The organism is Mesorhizobium sp. B3-1-8, from assembly GCF_006439495.1.
Lineage (GTDB): Bacteria > Pseudomonadota > Alphaproteobacteria > Rhizobiales > Rhizobiaceae > Mesorhizobium.
This window is the reverse complement of sequence record NZ_VFTK01000003.1, coordinates 142981-156386: the sequence shown is the minus strand read 5'-3', so window position 1 is coordinate 156386 and position 13406 is coordinate 142981. Positions and strand designations below refer to the sequence as shown.

Sequence of the window (13406 nt, the reverse complement as noted above, 5' to 3'; positions counted from 1 at the left end):
TGCCCGGCGGCAGGCTTGGGGCGGGTGATTCGGACGGGATATGATGGCACGCATTCTGCTGGCGGAAGACGATGACGATATGCGCCGCTTCCTCGTCAAGGCGCTGGAGCGCGCCGGCTACCAGGTAAGCGATTTCGACAATGGCGCCAGTGCCTATGAGCGGCTGCGCGAGGAACCTTTTTCGCTGCTCCTGACCGACATCGTCATGCCGGAGATGGATGGCATCGAGCTCGCCCGCCGCGCCACCGAGATCGATCCGGACCTCAAGGTGATGTTCATCACCGGCTTTGCCGCGGTCGCGCTCAATCCCGATTCCAAGGCACCCAAGGACGCCAAGGTGCTGTCGAAGCCCTTCCATCTGCGCGACCTCGTCAACGAGGTCGAGAAGATGCTGCAGGCGGCCTGAGCCGTCTCTGGTTCGCATTGAGGCCCCATCGGCAGGCGCTCCGCCGATGCGACAAACGGAAGCCGTCTTTCCACATTCCCGCTATTGACGCGCCGGATCAAAAGTGGTGTATGCGCGGCTTCGGATGGGCGTGTAGCTCAGCGGGAGAGCACTGCATTGACATTGCAGGGGTCACAAGTTCAATCCTTGTCACGCCCACCATCCTTCCAATAACTTCGCCGATCTCCGCCACTAGACCCCGAGCACACCGGCTAGGAGCATTGCAGCCACTGGTCGCGCCCGGTGGCGACGTGAGCAGGCGGCGTCTTAATATTTGTGAAAGTGCACGCAGCCGTGCTGCGATGGATTCCCCTCGCTGAACAGCCCGTAGGCCTCTGTCGGCGGGATTTTTGTTGCGCGGCCTAATTTCATTAGTTGTCACTAAAATCATTGATGCAGAAACCTGCCAATTGGCGCATAATATTCGCCTGCCCCGCGCAGCAATCCCGGGGTAAGGGCCCGGCCTGTCTGCCCTAGTCCCCCGACTTCCCGCAGGCCGGGTATCGTATGTCTGGCCAGCTAATTCAGCCTGGGCGCCTTGTCGGCAACGAAGGGCGCCAGCGCGTCGGAGCAGCGCAAGAGCTGGACGCCTTCCCCATAGAGCGGCCCGACAGTTCCGCGTTGGGGTTTGCGTTGGGTTGAACCGCCGGGCCTAACCGACTCGGTAAGGGTGAGTCGGCCAAAGAGAAGGCTAAATTAGCATCCATGCATTGATATAGATTTCTATACCTTTCCACTGGTTTCGTTGGCCGGATACGCGGCTTGCGCAATGTTGCTCAATCATATGACAGGGCTCGTCTGAACTAAGGCGGCAAGAGCAGCACGGCCATGAGAGTGTTTGCTGCCATCCCGATCATAATCGCGCTGCCGGTAGCGCCAAACTGCGATGGCGAGCATCACGGCGCCGATGGCGGCGATGTAGGTTGAGACGGGATCGATAGCGTTCAAGGTGCGTCCGCGGCGATGGTGAACGGGCGGGCCGTGGTGCTCTCCGAGGGAACGCGAATTGCGCTACTCAACCTTCACGTTGATCGTGATGCTGTAGGATGCATGTGTGTACCGACAGGGCGATCTGGTCATGGCCTTTGAACCCTGACATGGACCGGTACAGCACCTTTATGCCGTCCACCTTACGGAAATTGCATTTCCATCGAATGTTGCTTTTGGTGAAGTGAGGAAACGTCTTCGCGTTGACGATGGAGATTTTCCCGTGACTCGGTCCGGAAACCGCCTTCAGATCGACCGGGCCCGCGTTCGAGCAGTCGGGGCTAACGCTAGCTCCGTCGTAGACTTTGATTTCCTTCCCCGAAAGCGCTGTCCTTTCGAGGGTTTTCGAGTTCCCCCATGCGGCGGCCTGGCCTCCGCCAAGTCCCAAAAAAATAAGCGCGATCCCAACAGCAGTAACGCGGTAGCCCATCTTTGTTGCCCCTTCGTTGAAGTAGATATCCCGAGTGTTCTAGAGGCGCCCCGGCAAAACACCATGTGTCGTGCTATCAAATGACCGTTATTGGCGAAGAATTCGATAACCGCTCGATTGAGTATCGTATTTTGCCGGCCCGCCGAAACGGCACCTTTTCCTTTGGCTGACACACAGGGAAGATCGCACTCTCTGGCACAGGAACGGCACAGATATTTCGAATGTTTTTGCTCTGTTCACGTTCATTTGGGGGCCCATTTCGCAATGAAATCAGAGAACGAACTGCATTGACATTGCAGGGGTCACAAGTTCAATCCCTGTCACGCCTTCCGAATAACTTAGTCAAGCCATCTGGCGGAGAACACTCCGGCGGCACAACTACTCGAGATCCCCTTCGAACATCACGAGCACGCGATTCGACGCCTTGAGCGCGAAGCGCATGGCTTCCTCATAATCCGGGTCCGCGTAACAGGCCTTGGCGATCTCCAGCGACGGAAATTCCACAAGGACCATGCGCTTGGCATCGCGCGCCTCGACGAGCAGAGGCGGCTGCTTTGTCGTGTTGGTTCGTGCCTGGTATTTTTCGCCGATCGGCATCCAGAGGCGGCTGTACTCGGCCTGCGCCTCCTGGTCCGAAATCTCGGGTCCGACGATGAGCCAGTATCCTTTCACGCTGAAGCGCTCTCCCTGATGATTTGCCGGCCTACACCATGAACTCGCCGATTGAACGCGTCTCGTTCGGACCGATCGCCGACCTTGGCAGCCGCCGCGATCGCCGCATTGCCGCGCTCATCCTGAATTTGGGAAGCGAATACGATTTGCCGGCGGAACGCAAATCCCCTCACGGGGGATCGGCTCAGACGCCCGCCGTCGCCAGCAGTGCCTTCATCCTGGCGGTAGCAAGATCGGGGTCTGCCAGCAGGCCGGCCTGGTCGGAGAGCCGGAAGACGTCCGCGTAATGGCATATGCCGCGCGCCGACTGCATGCCTCCGACCATCGTGAAATGATCCTGATGCCCGTTCAGCCAGGCCATGAAGACGATGCCGGCCTTGTAGTATTCTGTCGGCGCTTCGAAGATCTTGCGCGACAGCGGCACGGTTGGCGCCATCAGCGCGTCGTAACGGGCCTTGTCACCGTCTGCCAGCTTCGCCAGCGCGGCATTTGCCACCGGCGCGATGGCGTCGAAGATGCCGAGCAGCGCGTGCGAGTGTTTCCTGCCGTCGCCGGCGATCAGTTCCGGATAATTGAAATCGTCGCCGGTGAACATCACCACCCCGCCGGGCAGCCGGTCGCGCAGCAGCACTTCCTTCTCGGCATCGAGCAGCGATATCTTTATGCCCTCGACCTTGTCGGCATGCCGCTCGATGATGGCGACGACCGTGTCGAGCGCGGCGTCGAAGTCGTTGCTGCCCCAGTAGCCCTTGAGCGCCGGATCGAACATATCGCCCAGCCAGTGCAGGATGACCTTGCCCGACGCCTGGGAGAGCATGCGGTCGTAGACGCGGGCATAATCGTCAGGCCCCTTGGCCACCGCCGCCAGAGCGCGGCTCGCCATAATGATCGCCTTGCCGCCCTCGCCTTCGATGAAGGCGAATTGGTCTTCATAGGCGCGGATGACGTCGTCGAGCGTCTTGGCCGCAGCCGGCGCCAGATGATCTGTCCCCGCCCCCGATGCGAGGTCGGCGCCCGGCACCGTTTTAGCCTCCGCGATCGAGCGTCGGATCAGTTCCTTCGCGCTCGCCCAGTCAAAACCCATGCCGCGCTGGGACGTGTCCATGGCCTCGGCGATGCGGAAGCCGAGCCGCCACAGATGATGGCGAAACGCCATCGTCCTGTCCCAGTCGACCGCTGGCCGAGACCAGGGATTGGTCATGACGATGGGATCGGCAACGACATGGGCGGCGGCATAGGCGATGCGTGAAAACCGCGCGCCCATGCTCGGTTCGACCGGTTTGCCGACGAGCCGGTAGCTGACCCGGCCGCAGTTTGCCGCAGGCAAGACGATGTCCATGGAACTCTCCCGTTGCGACCGCTATAAATGGAACGTTCCAATAAATCAAGAACCTTTATGATTCAAGGCGCCCCAGCCGGTGGAGCATCGTGTCTCTAGAGGATAATCCTTGCATTCATTGAGATTTTGAACCGCTCCAATCAATTTTTTGAATCTTATCGGAATCGCAATTGACTCTGATTTCGAACGATGATTAGAACGTTCCAATAAATTCGTTCAAAAAACACGGAGGACGGGACGAGGATGGCCAGCCGGGCCAAGGCAACGATCCTGGACATCGCCCGCGAGGCCGGCGTGTCCAAATCGACGGTGTCGCTCGTGCTGCAGGGCAGCGGGCTGATCCGGCCTGAAACCGCGACCAAGGTGCGCAAGGCGATCGAGGATGTCGGCTATGTCTACAACCGCGGCGCCGCCAATCTGCGCAAGGCCCATTCCAACGTCATCGGCATGGTGATCAACGATCTCACCAACCCGTTCTTCGCCGAGCTTGCCGTCGGCATGGAGCGCGTCTTCCAGGCGGCGGGCGTCGTCCCCTTCATTGCCAACACGGCGGAAAACCCGGTGCGCCAGGAAGAGGTACTGAAATCGCTGATGGAGCAGGGTGTCGCCGGACTGATCGTCTCGCCGGCGCGCGGCACCACGCCGGGCGCCTTCCGCCGCATCGAGACGGCCGGAGTGCCGATCGTCTTTGCCATGCGCCGCCTGCCCGACAGCCGCATCCCGGTGATCGCGCCGGACAATCATCGCGGCGCGGTGCTTGCCACCGAGCATCTGATCCGCAAGGGCCATCGCCGCCTGGCGTTCTTCGGCGGCTCGTCCGATCTCGTCGTCTATCACGAGCGCCTGGGCGGCTTCCTCGAGGCTTGCGAAACGATCGGTATTCCGGCCTCCGACCGGCTGATTGTCGAGGGCGAGACCAGCCGCAAGGGAGGCATGGCCTGCCTGGAGACGGCGCTCGCCGCGGCCGAACCGCCAACTGCGGCACTCTGCTTCAACGACGCGGTCGCCTTCGGCGCCATGCTGGCGCTGCGTCGTCGCAATCTGGAAGCAGGAGCGGACTTTGCCGTCGTCGGCTTCGACGACGTCGCCGAGGCCGAGCACTACAGTCCGGCGCTGACCAGCGTTGCCGTCGACACAGCGGGTCTCGGCGAACGCGCGGCCCACGTCATGCTGAAGATGATTCAGTCGCGCACCACGCGCGCCGAGGACCATATCGGCGCCGTCAGCCTGGTCGTGCGGGAAAGCAGCGGCCCGGAACGCAACAGCCAGGTGGGAGACGCGGCATGAGCGTGCGATGGGGATTGATCGGCGCGAGCACGATCGCCAGACAGTTCGTGATCGATGCCATCCGCGCGCAGGCCGATGGCGAGGTCGCCGCCGTGATGAGCTCGAATCCCGAGCGCGCCAAGGCCTATGCCGGCGAGAACGGCATTCCGACCGCCGTCTCGACCCTCGACGCGCTGCTCGACGCCGACATCGACGCCGTCTACATCTCGACCACCAACGAACTGCATCTCGAGCAGGGTCTTGCCGCAATCAAGGCCGGCAAGCATGTGCTGTGCGAAAAGCCGCTGGCGCTGACCGGCGCCGATGCCCGCAAGATGGTTGCGGCAGCCAAGGCCGCCGGCATCGTCTTCGGCACCAACCACCATTTGCGCAACGCCGGCGCCCATCGCGCCATGCGCGAGGCGATTGCCGCCGGTCGTATCGGCAAGCCAGTCGCGGCGCGCGTCTTCCACTCCGTCTACCTGCCGGAGAACCTGCAGGGCTGGCGCATCGCCAAACCCGAGGCCGGCGGCGGCGTGGTGCTCGACATCACCGTGCATGATGCCGACACGCTGCGCTTCGTGCTCGGCGACGATCCTGTCGAAATTTCGGCCTTCACGCAGTCGGCAGGCATGGCCGGCGGCGGCCTGGAGGACGGTGCCATGTGCATCTGGCGCTTCAAGTCGGGTGTCATCGCGCAGTCGCATGAAGGCTTCACGACAAAATTCGCCGGCACTGGCTTCGAGGTGCATGGCTCGGAAGGCTCCCTGATCGCCACCAATGTGATGACACAGAAGCCGGTCGGCTCGGTGCTGCTGTGCACGGCCAAGGGCGAAGAAGAATTGAGCTTCGACCGCGAGGACCTCTATGCCCGCTCGCTGCGCCAGTTCCATGCCGCGATCCGCGGCGAAGGCCAGCCTTCGGCCACCGGCGAGGACGGCATCTGGTCGCTGGCCTCCGCCGAAGCGGCTTTGCAGTCGGCGAAGACCGGCAAGACTGTTTCGATCGATCCGAAACTCGGGAGCGGAAATTGAGCAAGGTTGTTTCCGCGGCCCAGGCCGCCAGCCTGATCAAGGACGGCATGGTCGTCTCGGTGTCGTCGTCGAGCGGCCTTGGCTGCCCGGACGCCGTGCTTGCCGCGATCGGCGAGCGTTTCGACGCGGAGGGCCATCCGAAGGCGATCACCACGCTGCACCCGATCGCCGCCGGCGACATGTACGGCATCAAGGGCATCGACCATCTCGCCAAGCCGGGTCTGTTGAAGCGCACTTTGTGCGGCTCCTATCCGTCCGGCCCCTCCTCGTCGGAGCCACCGCGGATTTGGCAGATGATCGGCGACAATTCGGTCGCCGCCTACAATGTGCCTTCAGGCATCCTCTTCGATATGCATCGCGAGGCCGCCGCCAAGCGCCCTGGCGTGCTGACCAAGGTCGGCCTCGACACGTTTGCCGATCCACGTCACCAGGGCTGCGCCATGAATGCGGCGGCCAGCGAGCCGATCGTTTCGGTTGAGCAGTTCGACGGCGAGGAATGGCTCTATTTCCGCGCCATCGTCCCCAACATCTCGATCATTCGCGCCACCACCGCCGACGAACGCGGCAACCTGACTTACGAGCATGAGGGCGCCTATCTCGGCGGCCTGGAGCAGGCGCTGGCGGCCCGCAACAATGGCGGCATCGTCATCGCGCAGGTCAAGCGCGTGGTCGAGAACGGCACGCTGAAACCGCATGACGTGCGCGTGCCGGGCGTTCTGGTCGACCATATCGTCATTGCGCCCGACCAGTTGCAGACGACGCAGACCCCTTACGATCCGGCGATCTCGGGCGAAATCTTCCGGCCGCTGTCGAGCTTCCGCAACGCCGAGATGAACGTGCAGAAGGTGATCGCGCGCCGCGTCGCCATGGAATTGCGCGACGGCATGGCGGTCAACATCGGCTTCGGCATCTCGGCCAACGTGCCGCGCATCCTTCTCGAAGAAGGCCAGCACGGCAAGGTCACCTGGGTGATCGAGCAGGGCGCGGTCGGCGGCGTGCCGCTGCTCGACTTCAAGTTCGGCTGCGCCTCCAACGCCGAGGCGATCATGCCTTCGCCGCACCAGTTCATCTACTTCCAGGCCGGCGGCTTCGACGCCTCGCTCCTCTCCTTCCTGCAGATCGACCGCCACGGCTCGGTCAACGTCTCGAAGCTTTCGGCGCGGCCGCATGTCACCGCCGGCGCCGGCGGCTTCGTCGACATCACCTCGCGGGCGAAGAAGATCGTCTTTTCCGGCTTCTTCAATGCCGGCGCCAAGCTCTCTCTGGCTGACGGTGCCATCCGCATCGACCAGGAAGGCAAGGTCAAGAAGGTTGTCGAGGAGGTCGAGCACATCTCCTTCTCCGGCAAGCGCGCGGTCGCGCAAGGCCAGGACATCACCTATGTCACCGAACGCTGCGTGATGAAGCTGACCCCCGACGGCCTGATGGTGACGGAGTTGGCGCCCGGCATCGACCTCCAGCGCGACGTGCTGGCGCAGGCCGAGATCCCGCTTGGCGTCGCCAACGACCTCAAGATGACGCCTGCGGCGCTCTATCAGGACCGGACGATCGGCCTGACGCTCAATGGCGGCGCCTCGCTCGGAGGCGCGCATGGCTGAGCATCTCGTCACCTTCGAACAGGACGGCGCCATAGGCATCGTCACGCTGCGGCGGCCGGATAAATTCAACGCGCTCGACATTCCGATGCTGCGTGCGCTCGAAGCAGCGCTTGACGAAGCGGAACTGGCCGAGGGCGTTCGCGCCGTGCTCATCGGCGGCGAAGGCAAGGGCTTTTGCGCCGGCGGCGACGTCGAGGCCTGGGGGACGATGAGCGCGGCCGATTTCCAGGTGCAATGGGTCCGCTACGGCCACCGCGTCTTCGACCGGCTGGCGCGCCTGCGGCAGCCGTCCATCGCGGTGCTGTCCGGCCATGCGCTGGGCGGCGGGCTGGAACTGGCGGCGGCCTGCGATTTCCGCGTCGCCGAAACCCAGGTGAAGCTAGGCTTCCCGGAAACCTCCATCGGCGTCGTGCCCGGCTGGTCCGGCACGCAGCGCGCCGTGCGCCGCTTTGGCGCGCAAGTGGTGCGGCGCATGGCGCTGGGTGGCGAGATTTTGCTGGCCTCTGACGCGCTTGCGCTCGGCGTCGTAGACCGTGTCGTAGAAACCGCCAAGGCGTTCGACGAAGCGAAAGCTTGGGGAGAAAAAATCGCCGAGCGCGGGCCGCTGGCAACCGAGGCCGCCAAGCTGATGATCGGCATTGCCGAGGGCGAGGAAAACGCCGCCGCGGCCGAGGCGCTGGCGAGTGGTTTCATAGCGCTCACCGCCGACCTGAAAACCGGCGTTAGCGCCTTCAAGGCCAAGCAGAAACCGGCCTTTTCGAGATCCTAGAGAAGAGACGATGAACGCACCGCTCAACATTGCCATGCCGGCCGAGGCGTCCCAGGCGCCCAAGACCTACAAGCTCCTCATCGACGGCAAGCATATCGAAGCGCGCGATGGCCGCGCGATCGAGCGCGCCAGCCCCGGCCATGGCTTTGTCGTGTCCCGCTATGCGCAAGCAGGCGCAGCGGACGTCGAGGCTGCGGTTCAGGCGGCGCACAAGGCTTTCGAAACCGGCCCGTGGCCACGCATGAAAGCATCGGAACGCGCGGCGGTTCTGCTGAAGACGGCCGACCTGATCGAGACTCGGCTGGAAGAGATCGCCCGCCTCGATGCGCTGGAATCCGGCAAGCCGATCGCCCAGGCGCGCGGCGAGATCGGCGGCGCGATCGACATCTGGCGCTATGCCGCCTCGCTCGCCCGCACGCTGCATGGCGAAAGCTACGCCAATCTCGGCGACGATATGCTGGGCGTCGTGCTGCGCGAGCCGATCGGCGTCGTCTCGATCATCACGCCGTGGAATTTCCCCTTCCTGATCGTCAGCCAGAAGCTGCCCTTCGCGCTCGCCGCCGGCTGCTCGGCGGTGGTGAAGCCGAGCGAGATGACGTCCGCCTCGACCTTCGTGCTCGGCGACATCCTGCTCGAGGCAGGGCTTCCTGCAGGCGTCGTCAACATCCTTGCCGGCTTCGGCGCCGATGTCGGCGCGCCGATGGTCAGCCATCCGCTCGTCGAGATGGTGTCCTTCACCGGCTCGACCCGTGTCGGCAAGATGACCATGGCGGCCGCTTCCGATTCCTTGAAGAAGGTCTCGATGGAGCTCGGCGGCAAGAACGGCCAGATCGTCTTCCCCGACGCCGACCTCGAGGCAGCAGCGGATGCCGCGGTGTTCGGCGGCTTCTTCAACGCCGGCGAATGCTGCAATGCCGGCAGCCGCCTGATCGTGCATGAGGCGATTGCCGACGACTTCCTCAACGCGGTCAAGGCGCTGTCCCAGAAGGTCCGCGTCGGCGATCCGCTCGACGACCGCACCAAGGTCGGCGCGATGATCTCGACCGATCATGTGGAAAAGGTAGCCGGCTATGTAACGGCGGCGAAAACCGACGGCGGCAACGTTTTCACCGGCGGCGCCCGGCTTGCATCCAATGCCGGCCAATATCTCGACCCGACCATCATCCGTAACGTTACAGAGGATATGGCGATCGCGCGCGAGGAAGTATTCGGACCGGTGCTGTCCGTGCTCACTTTTGAAACGATTGAAAAGGCATTGCACATTGCCAACAACACGCCCTATGGTTTGTCTGCAGGGGTGTGGAGCGCCGGCGTCGACACGTGCATGTCGGTGGCGCGCGGTGTGCGTTCGGGGACGGTTTGGGTGAATACGTTCATGGAAGGTTATCCCGAACTGCCCTTCGGCGGCTACAAGCAGTCCGGTCTGGGACGCGAACTCGGCAAGCGCGCAGTCGAGGACTATACCGAGGAAAAGACCATCCAGTTTCATCGCGGCCAGCGCACCGGGTGGTGGGTCGGCTGAGTTGGGAGACCCCGGCGGACACCCGCCGGTTATGTGTATGCAACAAGGGAGGTAGTACATGTTGCGCAAACTGCTTATCGGAACGGCTCTTGCGACGAGCTTTGCGTTCTCGGCGCATGCCGCGGACGTCAAGGAAGTGCAGATGCTGCATTGGTGGACGTCGGGCGGCGAAGCGGCTGCTCTGAACGTGCTGAAGCAGGATCTGGCCAAGGAAGGCTATGCCTGGAAGGACGTGCCGGTGGCCGGCGGCGGCGGCGACGCCGCCATGACCGCGCTGAAGGCGATGGTCGCGGCCGGCAACTATCCGACCGCATCGCAGATGCTCGGCTACACCGTGCTCGACTACGCCGCCGCCGGCGTCATGGGCGACCTGACCGAGACCGCCAAGAAGGAAGGCTGGGACAAGTCGGTTCCGGCCGCCCTGCAGAAGTTCTCCGTCTATGACGGCAAGTGGGTCGCGGCTCCGGTCAACGTCCACTCGGTCAACTGGCTGTGGATCAACAAGGCGGTGATGGACAAGATCGGCGGCACCGAGCCGAAGACATTCGACGACTTCGTGGCCCTGCTCGACAAGGCCAAGGCGGCCGGCGTCACCCCGCTGGCACTCGGCGGCCAGAACTGGCAGGAAGCCACCATGTTCGACTCCGTCGTGCTGTCGACCGGCGGTCCGGAGTTCTACAAGAAGGCGATGAACGACCTCGATGAAGAGTCGCTCAAGTCCGACACGATGAAGAAGTCGTTCGACAACCTCGCCAAGCTGGTCACCTATGTCGACCCGAACTTCTCGGGCCGCGACTGGAACCTCGCCACCGCCATGGTCATCAAGGGCGACGCGCTGGTTCAGGTCATGGGCGACTGGGCCAAGGGCGAGTTCCACGCCGCCAACAAGACCCCGGGCACCGACTTCCTCTGCTATCGCTTCCCCGGCACCGACGGCTCGGTGATCTACAACTCCGACATGTTCGGCATGTTCAACGTTCCGGACGACCGCAAGGCCGCCCAGGTCGCTCTGGCCACTGCCACCCTGTCGAAGAGCTTCCAGTCGGCCTTCAACGTGGTGAAGGGTTCTGTCCCGGCCCGCACCGACGTGCCGGACACCGACTTCGATGCTTGCGGCAAGAAGGGCATCGCCGACCTGAAGAAGGCCAATGAAGGCGGCACGTTGTTCGGCTCGCTGGCGCAGGGCTACGGCGCCCCGCCGGCCGTCGCCAACGCCTACAAGGATGTCGTGTCGAAGTTCGTCCATGGTCAGATCAAGACCTCCGACGAAGCCGTGACCGAGCTGGTCAAGGCGATCGACGACGCAAAGTAAGCGCGCCTTGAACTGAGCCTCCCCTGCCCTGGCGGGGGAGGTCTCCTACCGAAGCAAGGTCCGGGATTGCTCGGGCTGGCGCGGTTCGCGCCGGTCGGTCCCGTGACAAACCGGTACTGGACAAGCGGATGAGCACAGTTGCCGAAACCCAGATCAAGCTGACACCGGAGCACGACGCCCGCCCTGGCGCGTCGGTCCGTTCGCGGCTGCAGGACCTGCTGCCGAAGATCGTGTTGGCGCCAAGCTTCGCGGCGACGATCGTCTTCGTCTACGGCTTCATCCTGTGGACGATCTATCTGTCCTTCACCAATTCCAAGACCTTCCCGTCCTATGCCATCACCGGCCCCCGCGCCTATCAGCGGCTATGGCGCTGGACCTTCGAGAGCGACCCGCCGTCGAGCTGGTACACCTCGATCACCAATATGGGCATCTTCGGCTTCCTTTATATCGGAATCTGCCTGACGCTCGGCCTGTTCCTGGCCATTCTGCTCGACCAGAAGATCCGCGGCGAAGGTGTCTTGAGGCCGATCTACCTCTACCCGATGGCGCTCTCCTTCATCGTCACCGGCGTCGCCTGGAAGTGGTTCCTCGACCCCGGCCTCGGGCTGGAGCAGACGCTGCATCAATGGGGCTGGACGAGCTTCCACTTCGACTGGATCAAGAACAAGGATTTCGTCATCTACACGGTGGTGATCGCCGGCGTCTGGCAGGCTTCCGGCTTCGTCATGGCGATGTTCCTGGCCGGGCTTCGCGGCATCGATGGCGAGATCATGAAGGCGGCGCAGATCGACGGCGCATCCACCTTCCAGCTCTACCGCCGCATCGTCATTCCGCTGCTGCGGCCCGTCTTCCTGTCGGCCTTCATCGTGCTCGCGCACCTCGCCATCAAGTCCTATGACTTGGTGGTGGCGCTGACCAGCGGCGGCCCCGGCGGCTCGGCCTGGCTGCCCTCCAACTTCATGTATGAGTTCACCTTCAAGCGCAACGAAATGGCGGTCGGCTCGGCAAGCGCGGTGATCATGCTGATGACCATCACGGCCATCATCGTTCCGTACCTCTACTCCGAGCTCAGGGAGAAGTCGCGATGAGCGCCGTCACTTCACCCGCCCGCCAGGCCACAAGCGGCGTCCGTGCCAGAACGTTCAACCGCATCGTGATCTACGGGTTGCTCGCGCTGTTCGCGATCTTCTATTTGATGCCGCTCTTCGTCATGCTGGTCACCTCGTTCAAGACCATGGACGAGATCCAGAACGGCAACATGCTGTCGCTGCCGCATGCGCCGACCTTCGCGCCATGGATAAAGGCATGGAGCGAAGTTTGCTCGGGCCTGACTTGCGTCGGCATGAAGGGCTACTTCTGGAACTCCATCAAGATGGTGGTGCCGGCGGTGCTGATCTCGACGCTGCTTGGCGCACTCAACGGTTATGTGCTGACCAAATGGCGCTTCCGCGGCCACACCCTGGTCTTCGCCATGATGCTGTTTGCCTGCTTCATTCCATTCCAGTCGGTGCTGTTGCCGATGGCAACGATTCTGGGCAGCCTTGGCCGCTTCGGTGTCACCCTGCAGAATGCCACCGGCTTTAATTTCGGCCTCGGCAATTCGACCGTCAATCTCGTCTTCGTCCACGTGGTCTACGGCCTCGGCTTCACCACGCTCTTCTTCCGCAACTATTACGAGGCCTTCCCAACCGAGTTGATCAAGGCGGCACAGGTCGACGGCGCCTCCTTCTTCCAGATATTTCGACGCATCATGCTGCCCAATTCGCTGCCGATCATCGTTGTGACGGTGATCTACCAGTTCACCAACATCTGGAATGACTTCCTGTTCGCCTCCGCCTATGCCGGGTCCGGCGACGTGATGCCGATGACGGTGGCGCTGAACAATGTCGTCAACACTTCGACCGGCGTCGTCGAATACAACGTCAACATGGCGGCGGCGATGATTGCCGCGCTCCCCACCCTGATCGTCTATGTCGTCGCCGGCCGCTATTTCGTGCGCGGGCTGATGGCGGGCGCGGTCAAGGGCTGACCC

13 protein-coding genes and 1 tRNA gene are annotated in these 13406 nt (G+C 62.9%); 10 read left to right on the top strand and 4 right to left on the bottom strand.

Going from position 1 to position 13406, the window contains the following annotated elements; all coding sequences use genetic code 11:
• Nucleotides 1-43 precede the first annotated feature (43 nt).
• Both FJ424_RS04200 and FJ424_RS04195 read left to right on the top strand, forming a co-directional pair.
• Nucleotides 44-406: a response regulator gene (locus tag FJ424_RS04200; RefSeq protein ID WP_006199474.1), complete on the top strand. Its 363-nt coding sequence runs from the start codon at nt 44-46 to the stop codon at nt 404-406.
• A gap of 126 nt (nt 407-532) precedes the next feature.
• Nucleotides 533-607: transfer RNA gene (locus FJ424_RS04195), tRNA-Val, on the top strand.
• Between the two features lie 618 nt (nt 608-1225).
• Here FJ424_RS04195 and FJ424_RS33430 read toward each other — a convergent pair.
• The 4 genes from FJ424_RS33430 to FJ424_RS04180 all read right to left on the bottom strand — a co-directional run bounded on the left by FJ424_RS33430 (nt 1226) and on the right by FJ424_RS04180 (nt 3873).
• A complete protein-coding gene (locus FJ424_RS33430) occupies nt 1226-1393 on the bottom strand; it encodes a hypothetical protein (protein ID WP_181181971.1) in 168 nt (55 codons plus the stop codon).
• Between the two features lie 67 nt (nt 1394-1460).
• The gene (locus tag FJ424_RS04190) at nt 1461-1862 is read right to left on the bottom strand and encodes a hypothetical protein (RefSeq protein WP_140651483.1); all 402 of its coding nucleotides are present in this window, start codon (nt 1860-1862) and stop codon (nt 1461-1463) included.
• Nucleotides 1863-2240: 378 nt separating this feature from the next.
• Nucleotides 2241-2534: a DUF1330 domain-containing protein gene (locus tag FJ424_RS04185; protein ID WP_140651481.1), complete on the bottom strand. Its 294-nt coding sequence runs from the start codon at nt 2532-2534 to the stop codon at nt 2241-2243.
• A gap of 184 nt (nt 2535-2718) precedes the next feature.
• Complete coding sequence (locus FJ424_RS04180) at nt 2719-3873, bottom strand: dihydrodipicolinate synthase family protein (RefSeq protein ID WP_140651479.1); 1155 nt, start codon at nt 3871-3873, stop codon at nt 2719-2721.
• A gap of 243 nt (nt 3874-4116) precedes the next feature.
• On the opposite strand from FJ424_RS04180, the gene FJ424_RS04175 reads away from it, so the two are divergent.
• From FJ424_RS04175 to FJ424_RS04140, 8 genes are all read left to right on the top strand, one after another.
• Nucleotides 4117-5160 carry a LacI family DNA-binding transcriptional regulator gene (locus FJ424_RS04175; RefSeq protein WP_140642298.1) on the top strand — a complete coding sequence of 348 codons (1044 nt, stop codon included), beginning with the start codon at nt 4117-4119 and terminating at the stop codon, nt 5158-5160.
• Nucleotides 5157-6173, top strand: a complete 1017-nt coding sequence (locus FJ424_RS04170; RefSeq protein WP_140651477.1) for a Gfo/Idh/MocA family oxidoreductase — start codon at nt 5157-5159, stop codon at nt 6171-6173. Before FJ424_RS04175 ends, FJ424_RS04170 begins: the two co-directional genes overlap by 4 nt.
• Nucleotides 6170-7771, top strand: coding sequence for an acyl CoA:acetate/3-ketoacid CoA transferase (locus FJ424_RS04165; RefSeq protein WP_140651475.1), 1602 nt, complete (start codon nt 6170-6172; stop codon nt 7769-7771). The genes FJ424_RS04170 and FJ424_RS04165 overlap by 4 nt, the downstream gene beginning before the upstream one ends.
• Nucleotides 7764-8540 carry an enoyl-CoA hydratase/isomerase family protein gene (locus FJ424_RS04160; protein WP_140651473.1) on the top strand — a complete coding sequence of 259 codons (777 nt, stop codon included), beginning with the start codon at nt 7764-7766 and terminating at the stop codon, nt 8538-8540. Before FJ424_RS04165 ends, FJ424_RS04160 begins: the two co-directional genes overlap by 8 nt.
• Before the next feature lie 10 nt (nt 8541-8550).
• On the top strand, nt 8551-10062 hold the full coding sequence (locus FJ424_RS04155; RefSeq protein ID WP_140651471.1) for an aldehyde dehydrogenase family protein: 1512 nt from the start codon (nt 8551-8553) through the stop codon (nt 10060-10062).
• Nucleotides 10063-10120: 58 nt separating this feature from the next.
• On the top strand, nt 10121-11374 hold the full coding sequence (locus FJ424_RS04150) for an ABC transporter substrate-binding protein (protein ID WP_140642310.1): 1254 nt from the start codon (nt 10121-10123) through the stop codon (nt 11372-11374).
• Between the two features lie 128 nt (nt 11375-11502).
• On the top strand, nt 11503-12462 hold the full coding sequence (locus FJ424_RS04145) for a sugar ABC transporter permease (RefSeq protein ID WP_140651469.1): 960 nt from the start codon (nt 11503-11505) through the stop codon (nt 12460-12462).
• Nucleotides 12459-13403, top strand: a complete 945-nt coding sequence (locus FJ424_RS04140) for a carbohydrate ABC transporter permease (RefSeq protein ID WP_140642314.1) — start codon at nt 12459-12461, stop codon at nt 13401-13403. The genes FJ424_RS04145 and FJ424_RS04140 overlap by 4 nt, the downstream gene beginning before the upstream one ends.
• Nucleotides 13404-13406: the final 3 nt, after the last annotated feature.

Bases quoted from the DNA above. Each gene is read 5' to 3' on its own strand.
- FJ424_RS04200 (WP_006199474.1), top strand. From the start codon at position 44: ATGGCACGCATTCTGCTGGCGGAAGACGATGACGATATGCGCCGCTTC.
- FJ424_RS04190 (WP_140651483.1), bottom strand. From the start codon at position 1,862: ATGGGCTACCGCGTTACTGCTGTTGGGATCGCGCTTATTTTTTTGGGA.
- FJ424_RS04170 (WP_140651477.1), top strand. From the start codon at position 5,157: ATGAGCGTGCGATGGGGATTGATCGGCGCGAGCACGATCGCCAGACAG.
- FJ424_RS04150 (WP_140642310.1), top strand. From the start codon at position 10,121: ATGTTGCGCAAACTGCTTATCGGAACGGCTCTTGCGACGAGCTTTGCG.
- FJ424_RS04145 (WP_140651469.1), top strand. From the start codon at position 11,503: ATGAGCACAGTTGCCGAAACCCAGATCAAGCTGACACCGGAGCACGAC.
- FJ424_RS04160 (WP_140651473.1), top strand. From the start codon at position 7,764: ATGGCTGAGCATCTCGTCACCTTCGAACAGGACGGCGCCATAGGCATC.
- FJ424_RS04175 (WP_140642298.1), top strand. From the start codon at position 4,117: ATGGCCAGCCGGGCCAAGGCAACGATCCTGGACATCGCCCGCGAGGCC.
- FJ424_RS04155 (WP_140651471.1), top strand. From the start codon at position 8,551: ATGAACGCACCGCTCAACATTGCCATGCCGGCCGAGGCGTCCCAGGCG.
- FJ424_RS04140 (WP_140642314.1), top strand. From the start codon at position 12,459: ATGAGCGCCGTCACTTCACCCGCCCGCCAGGCCACAAGCGGCGTCCGT.
- FJ424_RS04180 (WP_140651479.1), bottom strand. From the start codon at position 3,873: ATGGACATCGTCTTGCCTGCGGCAAACTGCGGCCGGGTCAGCTACCGG.